19 protein-coding genes are annotated in these 24,269 nt (G+C 38.8%); all 19 read right to left on the bottom strand.

Annotation, left to right across the window (positions count from 1 at the left end; all coding sequences use genetic code 11):
• The coding region (locus tag HMPREF3032_RS04725) for a hypothetical protein (protein ID WP_197413489.1) at window positions 1–1,374 on the bottom strand (1,374 nt) is incomplete at its 3' end.
• Window positions 1,375–1,453: 79 nt separating this feature from the next.
• Window positions 1,454–1,813, bottom strand: a complete 360-nt coding sequence (locus tag HMPREF3032_RS04720; RefSeq protein WP_072270763.1) for a DNA/RNA non-specific endonuclease — start codon at window positions 1,811–1,813, stop codon at window positions 1,454–1,456.
• A gap of 227 nt (window positions 1,814–2,040) precedes the next feature.
• Complete coding sequence (locus tag HMPREF3032_RS04715; protein WP_156439342.1) at window positions 2,041–2,658, bottom strand: hypothetical protein; 618 nt, start codon at window positions 2,656–2,658, stop codon at window positions 2,041–2,043.
• Window positions 2,655–9,341, bottom strand: coding sequence for a two-partner secretion domain-containing protein (locus HMPREF3032_RS04710; protein ID WP_062402464.1), 6,687 nt, complete (start codon window positions 9,339–9,341; stop codon window positions 2,655–2,657). Before HMPREF3032_RS04710 ends, HMPREF3032_RS04715 begins: the two co-directional genes overlap by 4 nt.
• A gap of 128 nt (window positions 9,342–9,469) precedes the next feature.
• Window positions 9,470–10,696, bottom strand: a complete 1,227-nt coding sequence (locus HMPREF3032_RS04705) for a type II secretion system protein GspD (protein WP_062402461.1) — start codon at window positions 10,694–10,696, stop codon at window positions 9,470–9,472.
• A 57-nt stretch (window positions 10,697–10,753) separates the two neighbouring features.
• Window positions 10,754–11,494, bottom strand: a complete 741-nt coding sequence (locus HMPREF3032_RS04700; protein ID WP_062402459.1) for a hypothetical protein — start codon at window positions 11,492–11,494, stop codon at window positions 10,754–10,756.
• A gap of 19 nt (window positions 11,495–11,513) precedes the next feature.
• Window positions 11,514–12,494, bottom strand: a complete 981-nt coding sequence (galE, locus tag HMPREF3032_RS04695) for a UDP-glucose 4-epimerase GalE (protein WP_062402456.1) — start codon at window positions 12,492–12,494, stop codon at window positions 11,514–11,516.
• Window positions 12,495–12,505: 11 nt separating this feature from the next.
• The gene (locus HMPREF3032_RS04690) at window positions 12,506–13,957 is read right to left on the bottom strand and encodes a glucose-6-phosphate isomerase (protein WP_062402453.1); all 1,452 of its coding nucleotides are present in this window, start codon (window positions 13,955–13,957) and stop codon (window positions 12,506–12,508) included.
• 98 nt (window positions 13,958–14,055) lie between these two features.
• Window positions 14,056–14,766: a ribonuclease H1 domain-containing protein gene (locus HMPREF3032_RS04685; protein WP_062402450.1), complete on the bottom strand. Its 711-nt coding sequence runs from the start codon at window positions 14,764–14,766 to the stop codon at window positions 14,056–14,058.
• A gap of 2 nt (window positions 14,767–14,768) precedes the next feature.
• Window positions 14,769–15,257 (bottom strand): Cys-tRNA(Pro) deacylase, encoded by a 489-nt coding sequence (gene ybaK / locus HMPREF3032_RS04680; RefSeq protein WP_062402447.1) that lies wholly within the window; start codon window positions 15,255–15,257, stop codon window positions 14,769–14,771.
• Between the two features lie 8 nt (window positions 15,258–15,265).
• Window positions 15,266–16,264, bottom strand: a complete 999-nt coding sequence (locus HMPREF3032_RS04675) for a nucleoid-associated protein (RefSeq protein ID WP_062402444.1) — start codon at window positions 16,262–16,264, stop codon at window positions 15,266–15,268.
• 50 nt (window positions 16,265–16,314) lie between these two features.
• Window positions 16,315–17,232: an NAD-dependent epimerase/dehydratase family protein gene (locus HMPREF3032_RS04670; RefSeq protein WP_062402442.1), complete on the bottom strand. Its 918-nt coding sequence runs from the start codon at window positions 17,230–17,232 to the stop codon at window positions 16,315–16,317.
• A gap of 90 nt (window positions 17,233–17,322) precedes the next feature.
• A complete protein-coding gene (locus HMPREF3032_RS04665) occupies window positions 17,323–17,871 on the bottom strand; it encodes an NAD(P)H-dependent oxidoreductase (RefSeq protein WP_062402439.1) in 549 nt (182 codons plus the stop codon).
• Window positions 17,872–17,914: 43 nt separating this feature from the next.
• Entirely contained in the window at window positions 17,915–18,844 is a 930-nt protein-coding gene (locus HMPREF3032_RS04660; protein ID WP_062402436.1) for a ComEC/Rec2 family competence protein, read from the bottom strand.
• Window positions 18,845–18,874: 30 nt separating this feature from the next.
• Window positions 18,875–20,467 carry a bifunctional ADP-dependent NAD(P)H-hydrate dehydratase/NAD(P)H-hydrate epimerase gene (locus tag HMPREF3032_RS04655; protein WP_062402433.1) on the bottom strand — a complete coding sequence of 531 codons (1,593 nt, stop codon included), beginning with the start codon at window positions 20,465–20,467 and terminating at the stop codon, window positions 18,875–18,877.
• 11 nt (window positions 20,468–20,478) lie between these two features.
• Complete coding sequence (acpS, locus tag HMPREF3032_RS04650) at window positions 20,479–20,841, bottom strand: holo-ACP synthase (protein ID WP_062403426.1); 363 nt, start codon at window positions 20,839–20,841, stop codon at window positions 20,479–20,481.
• A gap of 4 nt (window positions 20,842–20,845) precedes the next feature.
• Window positions 20,846–21,493, bottom strand: coding sequence for a ribulose-phosphate 3-epimerase (gene rpe, locus HMPREF3032_RS04645; RefSeq protein WP_062402431.1), 648 nt, complete (start codon window positions 21,491–21,493; stop codon window positions 20,846–20,848).
• 1 nt (window position 21,494) lies between these two features.
• Entirely contained in the window at window positions 21,495–22,355 is an 861-nt protein-coding gene (gene rsgA, locus HMPREF3032_RS04640; RefSeq protein WP_062402429.1) for a ribosome small subunit-dependent GTPase A, read from the bottom strand.
• A gap of 8 nt (window positions 22,356–22,363) precedes the next feature.
• The gene (gene pknB, locus HMPREF3032_RS04635) at window positions 22,364–24,268 is read right to left on the bottom strand and encodes a Stk1 family PASTA domain-containing Ser/Thr kinase (protein ID WP_062402427.1); all 1,905 of its coding nucleotides are present in this window, start codon (window positions 24,266–24,268) and stop codon (window positions 22,364–22,366) included.
• Window position 24,269 lies beyond the last annotated feature (1 nt).

The raw sequence follows: 24,269 nt of genomic DNA, 5'->3' as shown, positions 1-24,269 counted from the left end.
CATATAGGAGAACACCGTCCACGGTTCAAGGTGACATGCAATAAATGCATTTCGCATATAATTCGACCACAATGCCATTTGTTCCATCGTAGCATCATAAGTAGCCTTAGAAACTACCTTACGGTCTATCATTTCCTCAAAAGTGAGGTATTCACCATCGACAATGATATACCCTAGTTGACGACATACCGTTCCATCATTCTCTACATATAGATATACCCGATGATATGTACCTGGTAAGATAGAATACAAAATATCGTAACTATTTTGAAGATATTGTGGAATCAAATCATGAATATCTTCCCCTGTAAATTCTATAGCTGGATCTACACTAGCCATTTCCTCTACCTCCTTTTCAATAAACTGAGACATATCTATGTGCATAGTCCCTGTGATACATCCTTCATGGGGTGCTACTGCATGCGTAAGCAGTGGTTCCCCATCTGGGGAGAAATATCTTTTTTCCCAAGCTTCTACTAAAGCTAGCTCATCAGTAAAATTATCTTCTGTGACATTGTCATATACATAAGAGAGTTCACCGGTGGAAACGTCGAAAATGTAGTCAATAGATGTATACATTTTGCTGCAAATACGATGCAACTCATCAATTTCATCAATACTTCCCTTTAATGAGATAATTAACTCTTGATATGTACACATCTTATCATTAGATTGTATATTTCTAATTCGTGTCCAGTTATTATCTATAGTATTAATGTAAAGACTAAGTTTCCAATTTTCATGCAGCCTATCTAAATGAAAGTATAGCTTTTTAGTTTTACTAGGCAAATACCTATTGATATACATAATTTGTTTATAAAGCAAGTTCTCTAGCAAATCAGGTATTTTAAGAGTTTTTGTTCTACGCTGTAATATTCTTTTAGGTTGTAAACTGTACTTATCAATATACTTTTCTGCTTCTATTTCCTCCTCCCTTATAAATCCCTTTGTATTTCCTACCTCTACATATGACCATAAAATATACGGTGTATGTGGATATTCATAGTTACCATACAAATCTTCGCTATATGTATATCTAGAATCTCCATTTTTTCCAATCTCAATATTCAGTATATTAAGAGTGTGCACATTATCCTTATTCTTAAACTTGTATACTTTGAGAAAATTATCCACTAACATATTAAAAAATGACCTATCTCCAATACGTTCAGAGGAAAAACAAAATAGCTCTCCCTCCATGATATATGTTCCATCCTCAAAAGTAATTATGTATCTTGGTGCTAAACTTGACCTCCAGCACTGTCCAAAAAAAACTAAACTTTCCCAATTATCTTGTAACAAAGTATTTAATCTAGCTTTTAGTAAGTCAGTCAACTTAATTGCTACTTCATCTTTCACTTCTTTTACAAACATATATTCATCCTCCATTAGGAAGAAACTGAATAACCTCAGGATTGTCATCTACTTTATATATAACATCAAATCCCGTTGGTCATTTATTCACTCCATCATATACTATATCTATCGTTACCTTTACCTCCTTCGCCTCTTGTAACGCATTCTTCCATTGATTTTCCATTATTCTATAATCGCTTCTATTTACAATCTTTTCCATAGCAACTAGATTATCTAATTCTCCTGAGCCTCCAAAGATTTTAGCTATCAGATGCCCCCCTTCGTCACCTGGTAATCGATCATCACCGCCTGCTTTTAATTGGTCTCGGTTATTTCTCTTACCAGCTTCTAAGCGTAAGTCTCCTTGGGCTGCTTTTATACGTCCTAATTCATCGGTTTGGTAATAATACCCTTTACTCTCATATATAATGTTTTCTTTTAATTGTCTAGTTCCCACTCCTGGTTTATATTGCTCACCATTCCGATAAATATCTGGACTATCAGCTAATCTTGTGGTGTTTGTAGTAGGACTTGCCGTTTCAGTAGTAGATTGTTTAGGGGATTCTTTTTTATTTGATTCTACATTTTGTTAATCTTTAATGTATTTGTACAAGATGCTTAGATTACAAATATATAAAATAGTAACACCACCATTCCTTTATATATTCATTAGGACTTAAAATATTATATCGACTTAATCCATATAATTTTATCTAAATCAATTTTTTTAATTTTTATTTTATTCAAATATATCTCTTTGCATATTTTTTTTAATAGACTATCTGATACCCACATACCACCTGCTCTATATCCATCATCTGTAACAGAATATATTTCTACAAAAGACTGATTTTCATCAACGCTGATATAACTTATATCATTCAGTAAATAATTAAGCATTATGCTTATTGAATTTTGTACATGTTCTATATCATCTTTATTAATCATATAAAATGAATCAGATATAGTTGGAATACTTGCTCCGCAACCATATTTCCTTACTTCTTTTTTTAAAGTAGAGTTTTCTTTTATTAAGCGAATATCATTTGATTTATTCCATACCATCTTATGTAAAAGTATCATGTCTGTTTTCTTTAAATCTAGTTGGTTACTATAAAAACTATAAATAGTTTTCTTATTATTAGGGATATTTATAGTAATTTTAAGAAATAAGTTATCAAGATTTAATGTGGACAGCTTAAAACCTTCTATACTATCATAAAAATCGTCTATATATTTTTCAATTTGATTCATCGCTAAAATCGGATATTTTTTTAATTCTATGTTTTTATTTATCATCAATCTTTATCCACCTCAACATTATCAACCCACTCAGCTTCCCCTTTTCCATTCTTTGGCACTGCATAGACATCGCCAGTTTTAGGATTCCAATAAAGATCAGATTTACTTTTTCCTGTATTTCTTTTGACCTCTTGTGTATAATCCTCTCCACCTAGGTCATCTATAACCTTTTTTGGCATCTTTTTTAATTTACCATCCCATCGTAAATATACAACTAATTCATTATATGATTCAAAAAGAATATTTCCGTATTTATCAATGATTTTCCCAGCTGAATCTATTTTTAAGCTTGACAAAGTAGCTAGAGTAAATAAAGTAGATCCAATTCCATGCAAATCATTTTCTAATTGTGGTAATAAACTATTCCACTTCGTTCCAGCTTGTGCAATACTAGCACCTTCTAATCCGTCTCCACCTAATAGTTTATCTACGGTATAACCAAGGCTAGCAGATAGTAGTTGCGCTCTTGCTGGGTGATCCTTAGCTAATTTACTTATGGATTGTATCAACGCTTCATTGAGTCCACCGGATAGTGCACCAGTTGTAGGATTTCCTTTTACAATGGCTGATGTAATAGCACCAGATAGAGCATGCAATGCGACCTTTTCAGATGAACCATCTTTATAAATTCGTTGTCCTTTTGCATCTTTCATTTCACCAAATCTATGGATTGCTTCATTCATATACTTGCTGAATAATTTAGCTGTTTCTTGTCGTTCTGCAATACCTTGCTTATCAAAAATAGTAGCTAATGTATGTAGTGAATCTTCCGTATTTCTACGAATGGCATTGAGATTCACCTCAGGGTGTTCCACGTCAAGCACTCCCTTAGCTATCGCTGAATAGGTTATACTATTCGCTTTGCCACGTTCCCCAGGCATAATCGTAGGTACCAATCCAAGTTCGTTATATTGCTTACTGCTTTTTCCAATCGTTGGATCCGCTAGATAAGACACTCCCTTAGATCCATAGGTATACTTCGCCCTATTCTTCATATCCTTCATAACTAACTGTTTTGTTTTCAGTATGTTCCTATCTGTTTTACTAGATAACAGGGCCCCTTCTAATGTGGTCGTATTTCCTACAGATATATTGAATCCTGTACTTCCTGCATAGAGTCCAGATTGGTGGATCACAGAGGTGTATTTGCTATCTATATCCGTCCGTTGCAAGGAACCTTGTAATGATTTGAATACACCTTTCTTGGATAGGCTAAGTCCTATGCCACCAGATGTAGTACGGTCTGTATAATCATGTGTGTCTTGTACAGAGTGAATCTCTAAATTTCCACCCACATTTGCCTCAATAGCATCTCCTTTGAGAACACCATCTTTGATGTGTACATCCTGTTTTGTGTTCACTCCAAGGGTATTCGTTGCTATTATCTTCGTAGGATCATGGACTATGTCTGTGCCTACAATATTGCCTTTACTGCCACTGGCATTGAAAGATATATCGGAGAATCGATGTTGTAAGAGATCATAGGAAATACCTAAGGAGGCTTGTTTCTGTTTCATACTCTGGACCATATTAGATGTTGTTTCTTTGCCCTTCACATAGATACTGTTCGCAGAATCTAAGGTAATGTCCTTGCCTTGTACATCGCTTCCTTCTATGCGGATATCATCCTTCTTAGTGGTAATACGAATATGTCCATCGGACACAACAGTCGATTCTTTTGCTATCTTACTATCTACATTCGTAGAAGCTTCGCTTCGTTCTGTGCCTAAAGATAGATTGAGGTGTAAACTCTTGGCTTGGTCTTTCAGTTTAGATTTTTCTATAGATGTCTTAGCATCGTCATAGGTTTTGTAGGCTAATAGAGCTTTCAATCGTTCGTCTTTTACAGAGTTTGCTCGTGTGAGTGTACCTACTGCATTGGTTGTAGTATCTACTAAGCGATTCGACAATGAGAGAGTAAGCCCACTTTTAGAAAATCTATGTATTTCTCCTGTATGTGATGTGGTATAACCATTACGGATTGTCACGCCAGACCCTTGAACCTGAATATCCCCTTTAGATCCTACATCACTAGCTTCTATTTGTGTAGATCCTATAGCACCTAAGTTGACAGAACCAAAGCGACTTCCAATGACGCTGCCTTTGGCTACACTGCTCTTAGCATCATAGGTATCTGCTTGTTTTTGTGTACCAATGGTAAGGCTAAGACCGCCATTACCAAAGATACCCGATTTACGTACTTCCTCACGATGAGTGGCACCAGATTCTTCCTGCGCTGATGTAATGGTCAAATTGCCTTCACTCGTAACCGTAACATCTGCATCCCCCACTATATGGCTGGCTTTAACTAGTACGTCTTGCTTACCATCTACCTTAACAGTACCACTGGAAATCGTAGAGCCCACTACCGTATCTGTACGTCTATGGTCATAGATATCCCTTGTAGTAGATGACAAGAACCCTCTATCTTTTTGATGTACTTCAGATAGTGTTTCATGGTGCTCAGTACCATGTTCAATAGAGACTCGACCAGCTTGTACGTCTACAAGCCCCGTTTTACTATGTATGGTGCTTGCTTTCATGGATACATTGTTATCCATACGCACCTTAACACCAGCTTCTCCTTCAATGGTCGCTCCTAAATTCTGTTCATCTATGACCATCTTACGGTTGAAATAGTCACTACCTCTAGCACCCACAGCTACATCTGACAAAGTTCTATCTGTTACATTCGTAAGGGTTAGAGAGTTCCCCGTAAGGTCTACTGTGCGTCCCATCATACGAGAGCCTTGTAACGTAATCTCTCCACCTTGGACTTGCAGCGTATGTCCTTGTACGGTACTTCCTAGGTTCTTAGTAGACTCTAAGGCCACTCCACTACCTATATAGCGATTTTGTAAGGCACGAGCAGAGACTTGTATATCTTTCCCTACTAGACTCACCGTACTACCACCTTGTATAGTAGCCCCTACAGAGTGTATGGTATCTCCTTGGATATGGATACCGCCATCACTAGTGATACTTGCTGTGCCATGTGCTGTATCTTGTTGACTTCCCAATAAATTATTAGTCGTTACCTGCGTTTCATTACGGATATCCTTTCCTTCTATGTGAACACCATCTTTACCATGTATACGACCCGAAGTATTTTGTAACATATCTGTGCGTATAGAAACTAGATTACCATTGATGCTCCCGTTGAGGTTTCTAACATTACCACCTACAATGGACAAAGAATCCTTTGCTTGTATAGTGCCCGTATTATCTACTTTTTGGCTTATTACCTGCACATCTTTACCTAAGACGATACTACCATCTTTGCGCAAATCTCCAGGTTGTAACAGGCTGTTAGGAATCCCTGAAAGTAAAGACTGATCATGACCTGTATATTTTGTAAGGGTATGACCACCTTGACGGAGTTCTTCTTTGGCGATTTCTTGATCTTCGTATCCATTGCGTAATCGAGTATACACTCGTTCTGGGTCTGCTTGTAATCTAGCGACCATATAGTCACTAGACAAAAATTGCTTTTTATCTGTATATAAAGGGTTATCTTCTACCTTAGCTACGGCAAGGGGATCCGTCGTCATGTAGAGTTGTTTTGATGGTTCCAACACTGGGGTCACTAATTTAGAAACATCTGTAGGTGCCACCGTAGTTTCAACCTTTTTATCTCGTATGGCATAAGCTGTTCCATCTGCCTCAAGTGTTGTATTGGTAAATGCATTCGACTGGATGCTCGTAGTTCCATGACTCCCTAATACAGCAATCCGTTCACTAGATGGACTACTTTCAGCATCAAACACTTCGTGATGTTCATAGGGGATATCCGTATGTCCATAGACCCACTTTTTACGTTTCCACCAGCGTTTTTTCTGTTTATACTTCCAGTAATGTCTATCTCGACCTATATCATCATAATGAACTGTTCCTTGATATCCTGTGTTGGTAATGGAATCTGCCGTAACCTGTAAGCCAGCCTTCGCCATAATCTGACTATATGTATTTTGCACATCTTGCCCTATAATATGGATGGTACCATCGCTCAGTATTCTAGATGTGGCGGTTTCTTCTTCTATGGTTCCTATATGAATCGTTCTATGGTATTTTCTATCTGCCTCATAATAGTTAGGCTGGTCTAGATGCGGTATGCCCTCATACTTATCTTCTTCTGAAATGGTCCATCCAGTCTTAAACACATCCTTATGGTTTTGTATCTTAGGGGCTTTGATAGTGAGATTACCTTTGACAATGACATCAGAGGACCTATTTTCAAAGCTCTCTTTTCCTAGCACATAAGCATTACCGCCCACATACATATCTGAGCCAAAGTAAGAACCTTTGCTGTTGTTATTCCGAATATGACGTCCTTGCACACGCAAATTACCTAGCACATGCCACAGTCCATTGGTGTTCGTCACATCCTCTTTCATATCTATCTCTGCATCGTTTTTTGCAAAGAAAATGCCTTTTGTATTAGCAAAAGTATTCCCTTGTATCTGCAGGGTATCCTCTGCAATGATTGCCCCTGTATTTGTATTTTCTAAGGCGTTCACACCTAAGCGTATCGTACCATGACTAACTACATGAGATGCATCATTTTGTAGCGCATCTCCCGTGATATGTAAACTGCCACCAGCTTCTAATACAGAGGAATTGCTATTACGAATATGGTTTGCTGAGATATGTACACTCTGATTCGCCTTCATAATACCCTTATCTTGTACAAGCTCGTTTCCAGTCAATTGGAGAGTGTCTTTACTTTCCACAAAACCTGCATTGTGCATTGTTTTGGCAGATATATGCATAGTATCTGCTGCTATATTCCCTGTATTCTCTAAGGTATCTGTGTCAATACGAAGGTGACGACCCCATAGTTCACTGTGGCGGTTACGTAGATGGTCACTGATAAACGTACTATCTACTTGTTGTCCCCCATAGCCCTTTCCTACGATGTCTATGTAAGATTTTCCTTGTAAGGTCATGTGAGTGCCATTAATTACACCAAATCCGTTGACGGTCATACCATTGGGGTTCACGATGACCACATCCGCTGGATTCCCTGCCACTTCTATATATCCCTTCAACGTAGATGGGTTCGTAGAAGTGACCTCATTGATGATAGTTTTAGCCCCATTCCCAGATAAGAATATATTTTTATCTATGTAACCAGCTAACTGCGTTTTTGTATATTTCGTAGCATTATTAAGAATAAGACCTCGGTCTTTCACATTAAACTGTGTATATGCATTGTGAGAAACACCGTTTCCATCAACACCGGTAATGTGTAGGATATCTATGCCATTCCTCGTCGTATCTAGAATCGGTTGACGATTCTTGGGGGCATTCACATCTACAGTAATGGGTAACTCTTCTTGTGTATCCTCTACGACAACCTTGCTAGGTATATGAGGGATAGGTTGTATAGTAGGCGTATGTAAAGGATTCTCTAGTGTTGGTTTTGGAATATCTACAGGCGTTTCAGGCGTAGGTGTTTGCGATTCTATATGCAGTTTATCTTTTGATACTACTTGTATATGGTTTCGATCTACTTCTACCTGTTTCCCACGTACAGTGATCTCCCCAGACTGAGAGCGTATGCCGCCTTGATACACAATAGAGTCCGTACCTTGGATCGTTATATTCTCCGTACTGGAAATCACTCCCTGTCCACGAAGATTGGTCACATTCGCCTCAATCTGTTTTCCTTGAAGATTCCCATCGTTGGTAAGTGTACCGCTTTGTACTGTCACTGTTTCATCACCCACAAGGGTGCCACGATTATGGAAGTCGTGGCTACGAATCACTACTTCTTTGGCACTGTGAATACTTGTAGGCTCTTGCTGTGAACCACCTTGTTCAATGGTGAGATTTCCCGCTGTATCAATATGTAGGTTCCCCGCTATGGCATCGATAGAGCCACTGATATTAACACCTACTCCAGATTCTGTACCGATTAAAGAAATGGTATTTCCATACATGCCACCAAGAGCCCCTACATCTAGGGCAACCCCTGTGGGGGTACTTTCACCAGATTCCCTAGCTGTTACAGTTCCATCCGCATAATTCACTGTATTACGTCCTGTGATAGCTCGAATAGAATCTTGTGCCACCACATCTGCATTGATACGTATCGTCTTTGCTAACAAATCCACCTTTGAAATAGGGGTATATACATTAGAGCCACTTTGTTCTGTAGGTGCATTGATACCTCCTGTTACCTCAATATTTCCTTTCTCAATAACAAAGTTTTCTAACCGACCATCTACCATGTGTGGGACACCTGTAGTAAGCGTGGCTTTTGGGGTATTAATAAAATGAACGCCTTTGATAGAAATCCCGTTGGGATTGGCAATAACCACATCCGCAGGCTGTCCTGCTACTTCAAAAGCTCCTGCTAACTGTGAGGAAGATGTCCCTACTACTTCATTGACAATAAGGCTGGCAGACTCTCGTAAGTTAGGGTTTGCATTTACAGGACCAATCTGAGTGCTAACTGTAGATGTAGTAGCGTTGTTAAAGATAGCCCCCGTATCTGTAGAAAAGGACTCATACCGATTATGGGATACACCATGAACAGGATTGGTAATTTGTATAACCGGAACAGACTGACTATTGTCCACCATTACCTCATGACTGACAATTCCCTGTGCCGCATAGGTCCCTAATTGCAAAGACAACGTAATCCATAACGTTAAGAGTTCTTTTCTTTCTTTTTTCATAATTAATACCCCTATTACTTAATGACCATATCCTCAAAAAACCTGATATGTTCTATACTTTCATCATATCATATTGATAAGACATATTGGAATAGTGAATGAGTATATATGGCTTTTTACCTTCTTATTTACTGAATAACCTTAGCAGTAACTAAAATGTATAGCTCTACTTCATCTTTCGTTTTACGACTATGTTGAAATAGTTTACCAATAAGTGGAATATCCCCCAAGATAGGCACCTTTTGCCATTGGCGCATGGTACGTCGATCCATCAATCCACCAATGACCAATGTTTCTCCATCAGGTATGCGCACTCTTGTTTTTGCTTGCCTTGTGGTAATGCGATAAGCTTTCATTTCAGGGACCAAAGTAGGATTACTCACTTCCGCTTCTACAATGGTATCAATGTGATTACCCTGTAGTACATAGGGTTTACATCGCAGTCGTATACCGGCCTCTTCATAGCGAATACTGGTTCTTGTGACACCATTTTGAATAGATTCCACTGTCACCGGCACGCGTTCACCAATGAGTATGCTTGCTTCCTCTCCATTAAGAGCTACAATACTAGGTCTTGCAATCAATGCCATACGACTACTTCCTTCTTTAGCAGATACTTCAGGGTGCGCTAAAAACGAATACGATGTGCCCTTAGGAATATGACCGATATGAACATTTCCTTCCATACCTGATTCAGATTTTCCATGCATGGAAAGCCCTGAACTTTGTAATCCAGGAAATGACCATTGTATCCCTAGTTCTTTAGCATAGCCTTTTTCCATTGCTAATACCGCCACATCTAACTGTACTTGTTTTGGTGTAGCATGCCAAGATCGTAGTAATTTTTCTACTTCTAAAATTTCATGAACCGTTCCATAATAAATCACTTCATTCGTGCTTGGCATCACTTGTACATGTTCTTTAGGTACTACAGACTGAACCAGATTGCTCAATTCCTCAGGCGTTCCTATATCCGCTACGATTCGACGTACATGTCGACGTTCTTTTTCTTCATGGCGCCCCTCTACGATGAAGGTGCCACCTTCTTCATAGACTAAAAAACCTAACTGTGATCCCAACTTAGTAATGGCCTCTTGTCCTGAATTTTCTTGTACTTCTAAAGTAACCTTCCCCTCTAATGTATCTAATCCTACTACTGAAAGTTTCTCCGTCCTAGCTATGGTTTGCACCAATGTTCGTAAAGGCATATCTTTAGCCATAATATGTACTGCCTCTGCTGGAATAACCCCTAAAACTATCATTATCACCGCATAGGCTATTCCCCAGCGATAGATAGCTTGATGGATATGGATTGCTACATTCCTTTTAAAATAATTTACTGTTTTAATCCACATATGTATCTCCTTCCTTTATGTTTCTACTTCTTACTCCATATATTTTTTACCCTTCCTTTATTCTATCAATCTTACAGAACCATTCACTTGAACTTTTACCTTTGTATCACAGATCGTATGCACCTGTACTCCATCTACTATATCTCCTTCATACACAGTATGAGTATTTCCATTAATATCTAACACAGCTACAGGTACCTCTCCTTGTATAATTCCCAACAGTTGTACTTGCATCTCTTTTACATGCCCTACCTCATGTCTCGCATGCGTGTTTCTACCATTATCATTGCCATAGGCATGTACAGCGTATCCTTCCATACTATGTTTATTACCTTTTCCTTTCCTGTTCATATTGTCCATGTTGCTTCTATCTGCACTTAGTACCGATGTTGGAGTAACTACAGACAATTCCTTTGAAAACGTATCTAGTAAAGGATAGGGTCGTACTACATTCCGTATTGGAAAGACAAGTTTCCCCTTATCTGTCTCTCCTTCTAGGGATTCTCTCTTTTTTTCATGTTTCTTTCCCCTATATTTTTTCTCACCTTTTTCAGATGTATGAGTAAGTGTTTCTGAAGAATCTTCAAATTTTCCTTTTTTATTTTTTCCTAATGCATCACTTTCACGATGTGACTGTATAGGACTTTCTAATTGTTCAACCTCCGACCATGCGGACTCTCTCCAACCTAGATAGCAAATAAGGCACAATAAAACGGTCGCCCCGAAAACGAGACGACCGTGTGTACGTATATATCTTTCTATTTGGTTGTAGAGGTCTTTCACAGATGATATTCTCATCATGCCCTCCTATATACGATTAATATCCTTTGGGATGTAGTTGATGCCAATTCCAAGCATCACGAATCACTTCTTGTACTGTACTATGAACTGGTTTCCAACCAAGTTTAGAATTAATTTTTTCAGAAGACGCAATCAATGTGCCTGGATCCCCAGCACGGCGTTCACCATAATCAACACGGAAATCTACACCTGTCACTTCTTTAGTAGCCGCTACAATTTCATTTACACTGAAACCATTACCTGAGCCTAAGTTAAATACATCGGATTCACCACCATTATATAGGTATTCCATAGCTAGAATGTGTGCGGAAGCTAAATCGTTTACATGTACATAGTCACGTACACATGTACCATCCGCTGTATCATAATCTGTACCAAATACAGTGATAGATTCACGCTTACCTAGGGCTGCATCAATAATAAGTGGAATTAAATGTGTTTCTGGTGTATGATCTTCACCAATTTCACCAGATGGATCCGCTCCTGCTGCATTAAAGTAACGCAGTGCTACAAATTTAAATCCATAAATTTTGCTATAGTCACGTAGCATATCTTCAATCATCAATTTTGTGCGACCATACACATTGGTAGGATTCCATTTCGCATCTTCTGTAATAGGTACTACTTCTGGTTCACCATAAACAGCTGCCGTAGAGGAGAATACTAACCGATTTACGCCATGTTTACGAGCTGTTTCTACTAAGCGGTAAGAACCTACTACATTATTTTCATAATAGATAGATGGATTTACCATGGATTCACCAACTTGGGAATGAGCTGCAAAGTGCATAATGCCATCAATTTTATGCGTATCTAGAACCTCACCTAATGCAGGGTCTGTAATATCCATTTCATAGAACGGTACTCCTGCAGGAATCGACTCCTTATGGCCTCGAGATAAATTATCTACAATCACCACTTGATGACCTGCTCCTAATAAGGCACGTACTGTATGGCTACCAATATACCCAGCGCCACCTGTCACTAAAATATTCATTCTTACTTCTCCTATGCTTTTGAAAGTTTAGGTCCTAATAATTTTTTATACACTTCTACGCCTGGTTGATTGAAAGCATCCACCCCTGCCAATTGTCCTTCAAAGTAGATGGCCCAGCACATAGTAAACATCAATTCTCCCAAGTGGAAGGCATTCATGGTTGGAACTTGGTAGGTCCCATTAAATCGTCCATCACTGGCTAAGGACTCTGCATTAGATGCCAAGGCCGCACGATTGATAAATCCTAAGTCAAGACCGGCTAAAGCTTCTAGTTTACTATATTGGTCATACATATGTGGCACTGTTAGATTCACATGCCAATTTTCTACATCTACAAAAGATACAACTTTATCATAGCGACCTTCTTGATGTTCCTGTGTTTGGGCATGCATGTCTGTAGTACCTACCGCTACAATTGGAGTACGACCATAGTGTCCAGATTTATCATCTTTTTCTTTACCTAAGGATTCCGCTAATAATTGTACATACCATTCAGATAAGGACTTCAAACGATCTGCATAAGGCATGAACACTTCAATATGACGACCATATTGTTCAGAGCCAATATATTTTAATACAGCACTTAACAAAGCCGGATTTTTCCATACATCTTGCTCTTGGGCTGCTATATCTGCTGCTTTAGCACCCTCTAAATAGGCATGAATGTCAAAGCCTAATAAAGCACCGATTACTAATCCCACTTCTGAGAATACAGAGAAACGACCACCAATGCCATCAGGTACAGCGAAGATGGAGTCTCCCCACCCTTCTGCAACAGCTAATTTATGTAACAACGTTTCTTTGTCATCATCTCTAGGATCTGTCACGACTAGCACTTCATAATCAATCATTGCCACTTCTAGGGCTTCTTTCACAATCATGAAGTTTGTCATTGGTTCAATAGTAGAACCAGATTTAGAAATTAGCACCAATAGCACTTTATACTCATTAGGCACATGAGCATGGTCTTCTAAAAATTGCTGCTCTTTCCATTCTCTTTGTAATTGCTTGATTAATTCTTGGGTACGTACAGGGTCAACATTATTACCACTGAAATACATGCGTGGACGGTAATTACGTTCTTCATCGCTCATGGAGTTCCAAAACTCCCCACAATGCACGTCAAATAATACTTTTCCACCTAGGAAAGAACCACCAATACCAAAGCTTACTACAGTGCTTACTTTCTTATTTCTTAAAGTATCTAATCTAGCCATCACAGTAGGATTATTAATATGGCCTTCCACTACATACGGCAATTGTGGAAAAAGTACTAATTCAGGCTCTCCATCTTTGGATAGATGGCCTTTCACAACACCATGATGACGAGTTTCTTCCGCTGCTGCTAAGGCATCAGAAATGGCAGTGCCTAAGTTTGTTACATCTGCTTCCGTCACCCCTCCAGGTAACATCATATTTGTATAATCATAAACAAAACCAGAGTCTAATTGAATCCGTTTCATAGTTTCCTCCTATGTACAGTATGATTGTAATCGTACTTTTATTGTACATCAAATCATGGAGAGATTAAAGGAATTTTATGAGAAATTTCCTACCAGTGTTATTTTAGTAGCGTTCCTTTCTTTGCTAATGCATCTGCACGGTCGTTATAGGCGATACCAGAGTGAGCTTTTACCTTATGAAAATCGATACGAAGTTTTTTGCTAGCTTCTTTCATTCGTTTCGCATAGTTAGTTGTTAATGGATTATTTGTTTTCCATCTACCTGTAGCCCACATTTCAATGCCCATATAATCATAATAGAGAGAGCATGATGTATACCCATGGTCTAGTGCATAATCCACTACATGAAGTGCTGCTAATAATTCCCCAGACACATTCCAATAGGCCACATGATTCGGTTCTTTACTCGAAAGAGAAAATTCTACTTCTTCTGCACCAAGAAGAATAACCCCTCCAGAGCCAACCACACCTTTTCGCTTATCAAAACTGCCGTCGATAAAAGCACGAATTTCACAAGGATCTAATTCTACGATTTGACTTATGTTATTAGTCTGTGTCTTAAGGTATTCACCTACGCTCATACCTTTAGACGCACTAGCAGATGTTTTCTTTGTACCAGTTCTAGTCGGTTTAATCCCTGCACTCTTAGGTAAATCGATAGAGCCCATATAGGCTTTTGCTTCTGCTTCTGTAGGGAATGACTTATACTGCGCACCAGGAAATCCTTTTACTTGCACTTCACAGTCAGACCATGTCACGTAGATTCCTGGATTGTGCCCTACTCGAACAGCATAATACTTCTTTGCCATACTTACCCCATTGTCAGTGGCGCTATCGTGCCACCTACTACGTCTACTAATGCTCGTGGATTAACCTGTACTTGCATACCTCTAAGTCCTGCACTGACATAGACCATAGGAATGGATGTAATGCTATCATCAAAATAGGTAGGAAATGCTTTTTTCATCCCTAATGGAGAGCAACCGCCACGTAAGTATCCTGTTAACGGTAATAAGTCTTTTACCGCAATCAATTCTACCGATTTATTTCCGCTCACTCGTGCGACTTGTTTCATATCTAGTTCCCCTTCTACAGGAATACAGAACACCACATGACCAGTTACATTGCCTTTCCCCACAAGTGTTTTAAACACTTGTTCAGGCGGAATATGCAAAGATTCAGCTACGTGTATACCAGCTCCGCGTTCTTCAGACCATTCGTAGGTGAACACTTCATAGTCAATATGGTGAGTATCTAGTATGCGTAATGCGTTTGTTTTTTTATGACCTTTTTTACTCATAAGACCCCCTATTTGTTGGTAATCTTTGAAATATTTTTTAATTCAATGCGCAAGGTACCATTTTCATTCGTTGAAATTTCTATAAACTCACGATCATTCATATATTCTACTGGAAATGAAAGTTCAATACCTGTATCTGTTTTAATTTTATGTTGCTTGCCCACTTTAGTAGCATAGGTCCGACTCACTGGCAATGGTTCAAGTAAATCTTCTTCTGCTAGCTCTTTCATAGCTGCTTCTCGCTGAATGGGGTTCGTACTAAACACTTGCTCAATAATATGTCGTGCTTCTAATGTGTCAGATACTTCTGCATTCTTAGCTAGTAATTCTTTTGTTTTAGCCATAGCTGCCACACCATCTTGCTCATGAGCTTTAGAAATTCGATCTACCACAGTGCGTACTTTTTTCACTGTATCTTTAGAAGACGGATTCGTGGTCACCTGAAAGATTCGTTCTTCTAGGAAGTTCATTTTCTCTCCATCATATTCACCTTTCGGCTCAAAGAGACGAATGGATAAATCAGAAAGTTTAATACTTGCAAAGGCATATAGTTTTTGTGTCACTGTTGGTAATACGACTCTATGCTCTACTAATTTTGTCGCTAATGAACCATCCTCTTCTGAATATAATTGATGAGTATATCCATCATGAGCTTTACAAAGAAGAACACAAAGGTAAGCTTGCTCTCCTTGTGCTTCACAGACAATCATATCTAGTACACAAGGGTCCATTGCTTGTGCCATATAGGTAAATAAAGTCTCACCTAGTTCTTTACCAAACTCTACAAGGCTTACTTCTTGATTCTCCAATTGTTTGATCTTTCGCCCCCATGGTGTTTGGTCCGAGATATAACCAGTTCTGGCTCCAGGGTCTTGTAACGCTTTCATTACATGCATTTCAAGATAGCTTTGTATCTCTAGTTCAGTAATATCCATAGGATGATCTGAATAGGCCGACATAGACGACGTAAAGTCAAACACTTCCAGTACAGCTGCATTAATTTGCATAGTTCCTCCTCAATAACAAAGAGCTTTGCCTGCGCAAAGCTCTTATGATGTTATCTATTATCTTTCACATAGTGATAGGTATTTTCCAGTCCTTTTTGTAATGTCCATTTCGGCATATACCCTAAACATTGTTTTGCTTTTGCAGTGCTCAATAAAGAATGTTTAATATCACCAATTCGCGGTTCTTCATAATGACGCGTTACCGTAGTGCCAGCAATATCTTCTAATGTGTCGATTAAATCATTCACAGAAATTCCAGTTTCTGTACTCACATTGATGACACCTGTTACATCATTGTTTAATCCCAATATATTTGCTTCTACTACGTCATCTACATAGACAAAGTCACGTGTTTGTTCTCCATCACCAAAAATTTTGATGGATTCACCATTCGCCACATGTTCGCAGAAAATGCTAACAACGCCACCTTCACCACCATTTCCTTGACGTGGTCCATATACATTAGAATAGCGATAGCAAATATAAGATAATCCAAAAGATTCTTGGTAAATACGCAAATAGCCTTCCGTAGTTAATTTTGTCAATCCATAGCAAGAACGTGGGACTCCTGCTAATTCTTCTGTCAAAGGTAATACCTCTAAATCTCCATATACCGCAGCAGAAGATGGCATAAGGAATTTTTTTACACCCACTTTAACTGAGGCTTGTAATAAATTTAATAATCCCATTAAATTGATATCACAATCTTCTGTTGGATGTACCATGGATTCTGCTACAACAGTTTGCGCTGCCTCATGAAATACATAATCTGGTTGAAAGTTTTCAAACACGTTATGTATCTTTTCATCTCGTATATCTAGTTCTAAAAATTCAGCTTGTTCATTCACAAATGTTCGCAATCCACTGCTTAAATTGTCAATGACAAGTACACGATGTCCCTCTTGAACCAACCTATCTACTAGATGTGATCCAATGAAACCGGCACCGCCTGTTACAATTATATTCATATTCCTCATTCCTGTATTAATGACTGTCTTAGTAATATAAATTATACACCGTATCTAGTATATCGCAATAGTATGTATCCTATGGCGCACTTAAGCGTCTATATACTGAACTAATTGATCACAGTGTTCTTTTGCTTGTCTATGAATCACTTGTAGCTGTACATCTTCACCTGTATACAGCATATTGCCAGTGAAAACACCACCTTTAAAATTCATTTTACAGAACTTACAAGTAGCTTCACAGGTTTTAAAGATTTCATCTATAGTAATGCCTTTATCACCATGCAACGCATATTCATCATTACCACAAGCAGCGGTAAGGCCAACAACCATATCCTTACCAGCTACTGCATAGGTGTCTGCTCCATAGGCCCAACCATAGGTAAACACTTCTTCAAACCATCTCATAATCAAAGATGTTAAAGAATACCAAAATAGAGGAGACTGAATCACGAACGTATCCGCCCATAAGAGCTTTTCTCGTTCTGCTTCTACATTGATTTTGTAATCTCCATAGAGCATTTCCAAACGATCAAACTCAGCCTTAGGATATCTTTCTTTAAGCAACGCGAGAATCTCTTTGTTTGCCACAGAATTTTCTTCGTGGGTATGACCTGTTACAATTAAAATGTTTTTCATTTCTATACCTCCCCTAATTTAGATCCTTATATAGTACACTCTATTATCGTTCTCGTTGAATATCATAGTCTGTACCATTTGTGCGAATGGTAACAGTCCCCATCGTATCTGTACGATAAATATCTACATGTTCTTCCAATAAGCGTGCCATAGCTTTCTCACCAGGATGTCCATACGAATTATGTAAACCTGCAGAAATAACAGCTGCTTCTGGTCGAACAGACCGAATAAAATCTTTTTGACTAGAACCATTACTACCATGGTGTCCAACTTTTAAGACTTTACTAGACATTTTTGTATTTTGCTCTTTAATAAGGCGTGCTTCTTCTTCTTTTTCCGCATCACCAGTCATAAGCATAGAAAACTTACCAAATGTCAATTTACCAACAATGGAGTTATTATTTTGATGAACTTCACCTTTTTTATCGGTCATCACGTCTCCACTCCAAGGGGCATAGACCTCAAAATATGCTCCATTACCTAAATCTAACCAATCACCTTTATGAAGTGTTTCACGATGAATCTGTTTTGTCTCTATCGTTTTCAAATAGGTTCTATAGGTACCACTATCGATGTCGATGCCATTATCGTAGACATGTTTAATAGGGATTGCTTTAGCGATGGCATAGAAACCACCAATATGATCGGCATGAGGATGTGTCAATATCACATTTTCCAGTTCTTTTACTCCATATTTTTTCAACAATGCAACAATTTGCGGTCTATGTTCAATATCTCCTGTATCAATCATAGAAAATCTATCTCCAATTTGGAGTAAAATTGCATCTCCTTGTCCGATATCCAGTACATGGACCTTCATAGTACCAGTTGGTGCTTGCGTAGATTGACTGACCTCTGTCTTTGCAACATTTGCATTCGCCTGTGAAAGTTCTTTTCCACAGCCCAATAGACTAAGTAGTGATACTACCAACACACCTAACAAGAGTAGATATTTATATATTGATTTTTTCATTTTGAAGTACTTTCTAATTTCTACGTATTATCACAGAGGTATCATTCGCACATATCCATCCATAGAGGGTAATACTCGACCAATTCGCTGTGCCACTTCTGTAGGAGTAAATCCTGGACCACAATCATCGAGTGCTATATCTCCGGCTCGACTATGGGCATACACAGCAACATTAATAGCATTCATTGGATCCTGCTCTTGATTCAACAGAGAACCAATCACACCAGCTAATACATCACCCATGCCACCAGTTCCCATATAGGGATTACCTGTCGTTGTTAGATATATTTTACCAAATGGAGTGGCAAGAATCGTTGGTTGTCCTTTTAGGACAACATATACACCGTATTCTTTCGCAAATTCGCTAGCATATCCAATAGGATCTTTGTTAAGCTCTTCTATACTTTTTCCTGTAAGAACAGAAAATTCACCTAAATGCGGTGTCAGTACAATAATATAATCATCTTTTCCTAATTCATAGGCGCGATACTTCAATAGCAATAGATCACTAGCAATAGCTATAAGCCCATCTGCATCAAGTACCATATGGCTACCTGTAACAGATTGTATCCATTGAAGTAAATGTTTCTTCTCACTATTGCTTCTGCCACCACCAGGGCCAATGACTACTGTGCTATTCCCATCTAGTTGTTCTATATCGCTACTATCACGAATCATCATTTCAGGACGACTCAAGGAACGCAACGCATCTAACTCATTTATACCAGACAGAATAGTGACTTTTCCAGCTCCACTGCGTAAAGCTCCTTCAGCACTTAATATGGGTGCCCCATAAATCCCCGGCGAACCACCCACAATATAGACATGACCATTGGTCCCTTTATGAGCAATAGGTGAACGAGGCTCTACATACAAGGAATCTGCATTGTTCCAATAGATTTCGGGCCAATTATGATCAGACTTCCGCAATGCATGATGCGGAAAAGGATATCCGATACTGCCTATACTCATATGTCCTACACATTGTCTTCCCGGATAGAAAAGTATTCCTACTTTAGGGGCTAATAATGTAATCGTTTCATCTGCTTTAAATGAAGATATATCTGCACTACCTGTCAGACCATTAACCCCACTAGGAATATCGATGGCAATACATGTTCTAGTATCACTATAAGAACGCCATTCTTTACATTGTTCAAAAATAGATCGTATTCGTTTGGGTAGTTCACCATGAAATCCTGTGCCAAACACGCCATCTACCACAATACTTACATCCTGTAATATATGTGAGGGTATTAGATTTCCATTAGACTGCATCATCTCATCAGGCACAATCGTAATCGTATCTTCTAGAGTATGTACCACCTTCCATTGTTGTTGAAACAAAGGAGACCCTTCTTTTGGATTCCCACATACAATAACATAGGGAGTCACTTCAGGAACTTCTGTTAGCAAGCGTGCTGCCACTAAGGCATCACCACCGTTGTTGCCAATGCCACAAAGAAACATAACTCCCTTTGGCCCCTTTATTTCTTGTATGTATCTATGTACTACCTCAAAAACAGATCGTCCCGCTTGTTCCATTAAATGAGATACTGGAAGTCCTAAACTTTCAATATATTGATCTACTATGTTAACTTGCTTTGGTGTTAATAGTCGCATCGGTCTATCCTCTAATATACAATGACAGTACTCGTAGCATATTCATGACAATGGCTAATAGAAACTTGCAACGTTTCGTATCCTAAGGCTTTCATTTGTTGTCCAAAATAGCCTGTACAAGTAAGGACAGGTGCCCCCCATGCATCGTGAGTAATCTCAATATCCTGCCAAGAACCGTGGCGAAATCCTGTCCCCAAGGCTTTTACACAAGCTTCTTTCGCCGCAAAGATGCCCGCAAAGGATGCTGCTGCTTGTTTGTTACGTCCCCACGCATAGTTTCGTTCGTATTCTGTAAATATTCGTTGTAAAAAAGTATCCCGTTCAATCGCTTGTTCCATACGATGAATTTCTATGATATCTGTACCTACTCGAATCATCTTAGCCTCGTAATCTGGCAATCATCATCGCTCTATCTTCTGCTCCGAATACAGCAGAACCAGCTACTAATAGAGTAGCCCCTGCTTCACGCACTAATGGAGCTGTTTCCAAGTTAATACCACCATCTACTTCTACAACAGCTTTTGTATTGCCTACCGAGTCCAATAGTTCTCGAGCTTGCTTTACTTTTTTTACTGCATTATGAATAAACGATTGGCCGCCAAATCCTGGATTTACACTCATAATTAAAATTAAATCTAAATCTTCTGCAATATCTTCCAGTAAGGAAACTGGCGTAGATGGATTTAAAGAAACGCCTGCTTTCATACCAGTTGCTTTGATAGCTTGAATCAAACGATGCGCATGTGGCACAGCTTCCCAATGAAAGGTGAAATACTCCACACCTATCTTGGCATACTCTTCTACATAATCACCTGGATTTTCTACCATTAAATGTACATCAAAAGGCAATTTCGTATGTGGACGCAATGCTTTTACCACAGGAGCACCAAATGTTAGGTTTGGCACAAAATGTCCATCCATCACATCAATATGTAATAAGTCAGCACCACCTTCTTCGATAGTACGAATATCTTCTCGCAAATTAGAAAAATCTGCCGATAACATAGATGGGGCAATTTGAATCATTTTATCGTCTCCTTTGATCTTCAAGTTCTGATTTAATCGTCAAATAGGATTGGTATCGTTGCTCACTAATCTGCCCATTAGCTAAGGCATCTTTCACAGAACAAATAGGTTCATGACTATGGGAACAAGGACTAAACTTGCATCCCCTATCATGGTCACCAAACTCGGGGAATGTATGCACTAACTCTTCTATAGTCATTCCTGTATGCTCTAGAGCTGAAAATCCTGGTGTATCCATGATAAAGGAACTTTCATCTAAGCTGTATAAAGAGGCATGGCGCGTCGTATGGCGACCACGTTTAATCTTATCGCTAACAGCTCCTGTTTGAAAGGCAAAATTCGGATCTACTGCATTGAGCAAACTACTTTTACCTACCCCCGAAGGGCCGGCGAAGGCGCTGATTTTACCATGTAATACATGGCGTAACTCATCAATCCCTTCACCAGTATACGTTGATGTACACAGTACAGTGTAACCGATCTTTTCATAGATGGATTTCAGTTTTACCGTGTCTTCTGTATGCAAATCATATTTATTAATCACTAGGATAGGAGGTATATGACTATGATGAATCATCACTAATAAACGATCCAATAATAAAGGATGAATATCTGGCTCTCGTGCGGCTACTACTACAATGACTTGGTCAATATTGGCAATAGCTGGCCTACGTAATGAGTTTCTTCTCTCTTCGATAGAATCAATCCATCCATCTTCTGTAATATTGACCGTATCTCCCACTAAGAGGGAATATCGTTCTTTCTTTAATCGCCCTCGAACCTTACATTCATGTACATCTCCACTTGGAGTTTGCACATAAAAGTAGCCATTCATATTCTTAATTACAACACCTTGTTTCATAGTTTCTCCTATAAGGATTGCTCTTGCACTAATGCATTATTTAAGTACACCTGTACTCGTACATTTCCAGATCCTGATACGCTTTTCACAATACGATCTCCAGGCGCATTAGTACCATCATAGACAACACGTCCTCCATCGTCATCAATAACTACTAGTTTGATATGCTGAGAGGCACGTCCATTTGGCACTGTTATATCTACTACACCTTTTGTAGTACCATTTTGTTTGCTATTAGTAGTATCTTTTTTGGTATCTTTTGCTTGGCCTACTAAAGAAATACTTTCATCACGTTTTACGGAAGATCCTGGTGCTGGGCTCACTTCAGTTACAATTGCAGAATCCTCATTAGAGCCTGCTATTTTACTAATGCTTAATCCTAAATTTCCCAATGCTTCTTTAGCTTCTTTTATTGTCATACCCACTACATTAGGTATCTCTACCATGGTAGATTTTGTTTCATTAATCGTAATATCTACGGTTGCATTTTTAGAGGCTTTACCGCCTGGCTGTAAGCCTTGACTAATAATAACTCCATCATCTTTACTAGTGTCACTTACATAGGATATCTTACCAATTGATAGGCCTAAGGCTTTCAACTTTTCTCTTGCCTGATCAAAACTCATCCCTTGTAGATCTGGTATTGTTATATCACCAGCACCTTTACTAACCACCAAATGAACCATCCGTTGTTCTTTTACTGTTTCACCTGGCTCAGGACTCTGTGAAATAACCTGCCCTGCAGGTACATCAGAGTTAGTTACCTCTGAACTAGAGACTCGAAGATGTCGTTCTTCCAACAATCGTGTAGCCACACTTAATTGTTTGCCCACCACGTTTGGCACATCTACTGTGGAATTACTCCAAAAGTTACCAAAACTCAAGAAGGCCCATAAAAAGGCAAGCAAAAAGGCAAAAACAGCACCACCAATGACATATTTTTGTGGTAAGTTTCCAAGTTTTGCCAATATTCCTTCTTGTGAATCAGCCTCATCTTCCATAGTGTCTGTCTCCATAGGAGGTAATACTTGTGTAGCAAAGTCATGCTGTAATGGTCGTGTCGAAGTACTACCACGATAACCTAAAGACATCCGTAAAGCTTGAATCATCTCAGAAATAGAACCAAATCTCTTACCAGGTTCTTTTTCTAATGCTGTCAAAACAACTTGCTCTAACTGTGCTGGAATCTGTGGATTCTTAATACGTGGTGCCAATACTCGATCACGTACATGTTGTAAGGCTACACTAACTGGTGTCTCTCCTCTAAAAGGAACTTCTCCCGTTAATAATTCATAAAGCACAACCCCTAATGAATAAATATCTGTACTCACATTAATACTTTTTCCACTAGCTTGTTCTGGAGAAATATAATGAGCTGATCCCATTACTGAATTTGTATACATCATCGTAGCTGCTGTATTAATTGCACGAGCAATGCCAAAGTCAGTTACTTTGATACGGCCAGAATCTGTAATTAAAATATTATGCGGTTTTATATCACAATGTACTATGCCCATCATGTGTGCATGCTCCAAGCCCTCTGCAATAGCTACTACTATTTTTACAGCCTCTTGCACAGATACTTGATTACCATGATGTTGAATATACTCTTTCAATGTACATCCAGATACATATTCCATAATAATATAATGAAAGCCTTGATCAAAGCCTACATCATACATACTAACAACATTGGGATGATTTAATTTACCAGCAGCTTGCGCTTCTCGCTTAAACCGAGCCACAAAATCTTGATCACTACCAAAATTTTGATGCAAAATTTTAATGGCCACAGGTCTTCCTAACAATGTATCTTTTCCAAGATATACGTCGGCCATGCCGCCAACACCTATTTTTTGCTGTACTTCATAGCGATGGTCAAAGACCAATCCTACTAATGTAAGTCTATCCATA

The organism is Veillonella sp. DNF00869, assembly GCF_001553345.1.
GTDB lineage: Bacteria > Bacillota > Negativicutes > Veillonellales > Veillonellaceae > F0422.
This window is presented reverse-complemented; position numbering and strand designations above follow the sequence as displayed.

Excerpts from the sequence above, each read along its gene's own strand:
- HMPREF3032_RS04675 (WP_062402444.1), bottom strand. The coding sequence starts at position 16,264 with ATGCAAATTAATGCAGCTGTACTGGAAGTGTTTGACTTTACGTCGTCT.
- HMPREF3032_RS04710 (WP_062402464.1), bottom strand. The coding sequence starts at position 9,341 with ATGAAAAAAGAAAGAAAAGAACTCTTAACGTTATGGATTACGTTGTCT.
- HMPREF3032_RS04660 (WP_062402436.1), bottom strand. The coding sequence starts at position 18,844 with ATGAAAAAATCAATATATAAATATCTACTCTTGTTAGGTGTGTTGGTA.
- HMPREF3032_RS04655 (WP_062402433.1), bottom strand. The coding sequence starts at position 20,467 with ATGCGACTATTAACACCAAAGCAAGTTAACATAGTAGATCAATATATT.
- HMPREF3032_RS04665 (WP_062402439.1), bottom strand. The coding sequence starts at position 17,871 with ATGAAAAACATTTTAATTGTAACAGGTCATACCCACGAAGAAAATTCT.
- HMPREF3032_RS04690 (WP_062402453.1), bottom strand. The coding sequence starts at position 13,957 with ATGAAACGGATTCAATTAGACTCTGGTTTTGTTTATGATTATACAAAT.
- rsgA (WP_062402429.1), bottom strand. The coding sequence starts at position 22,355 with ATGAAACAAGGTGTTGTAATTAAGAATATGAATGGCTACTTTTATGTG.
- rpe (WP_062402431.1), bottom strand. The coding sequence starts at position 21,493 with ATGATTCAAATTGCCCCATCTATGTTATCGGCAGATTTTTCTAATTTG.
- HMPREF3032_RS04685 (WP_062402450.1), bottom strand. The coding sequence starts at position 14,766 with ATGGCAAAGAAGTATTATGCTGTTCGAGTAGGGCACAATCCAGGAATC.
- HMPREF3032_RS04700 (WP_062402459.1), bottom strand. The coding sequence starts at position 11,494 with ATGAGAATATCATCTGTGAAAGACCTCTACAACCAAATAGAAAGATAT.
- galE (WP_062402456.1), bottom strand. The coding sequence starts at position 12,494 with ATGAATATTTTAGTGACAGGTGGCGCTGGGTATATTGGTAGCCATACA.
- HMPREF3032_RS04705 (WP_062402461.1), bottom strand. The coding sequence starts at position 10,696 with ATGTGGATTAAAACAGTAAATTATTTTAAAAGGAATGTAGCAATCCAT.
- pknB (WP_062402427.1), bottom strand. The coding sequence starts at position 24,268 with ATGGATAGACTTACATTAGTAGGATTGGTCTTTGACCATCGCTATGAA.
- HMPREF3032_RS04670 (WP_062402442.1), bottom strand. The coding sequence starts at position 17,232 with ATGAATATAATTGTAACAGGCGGTGCCGGTTTCATTGGATCACATCTA.
- ybaK (WP_062402447.1), bottom strand. The coding sequence starts at position 15,257 with ATGAGTAAAAAAGGTCATAAAAAAACAAACGCATTACGCATACTAGAT.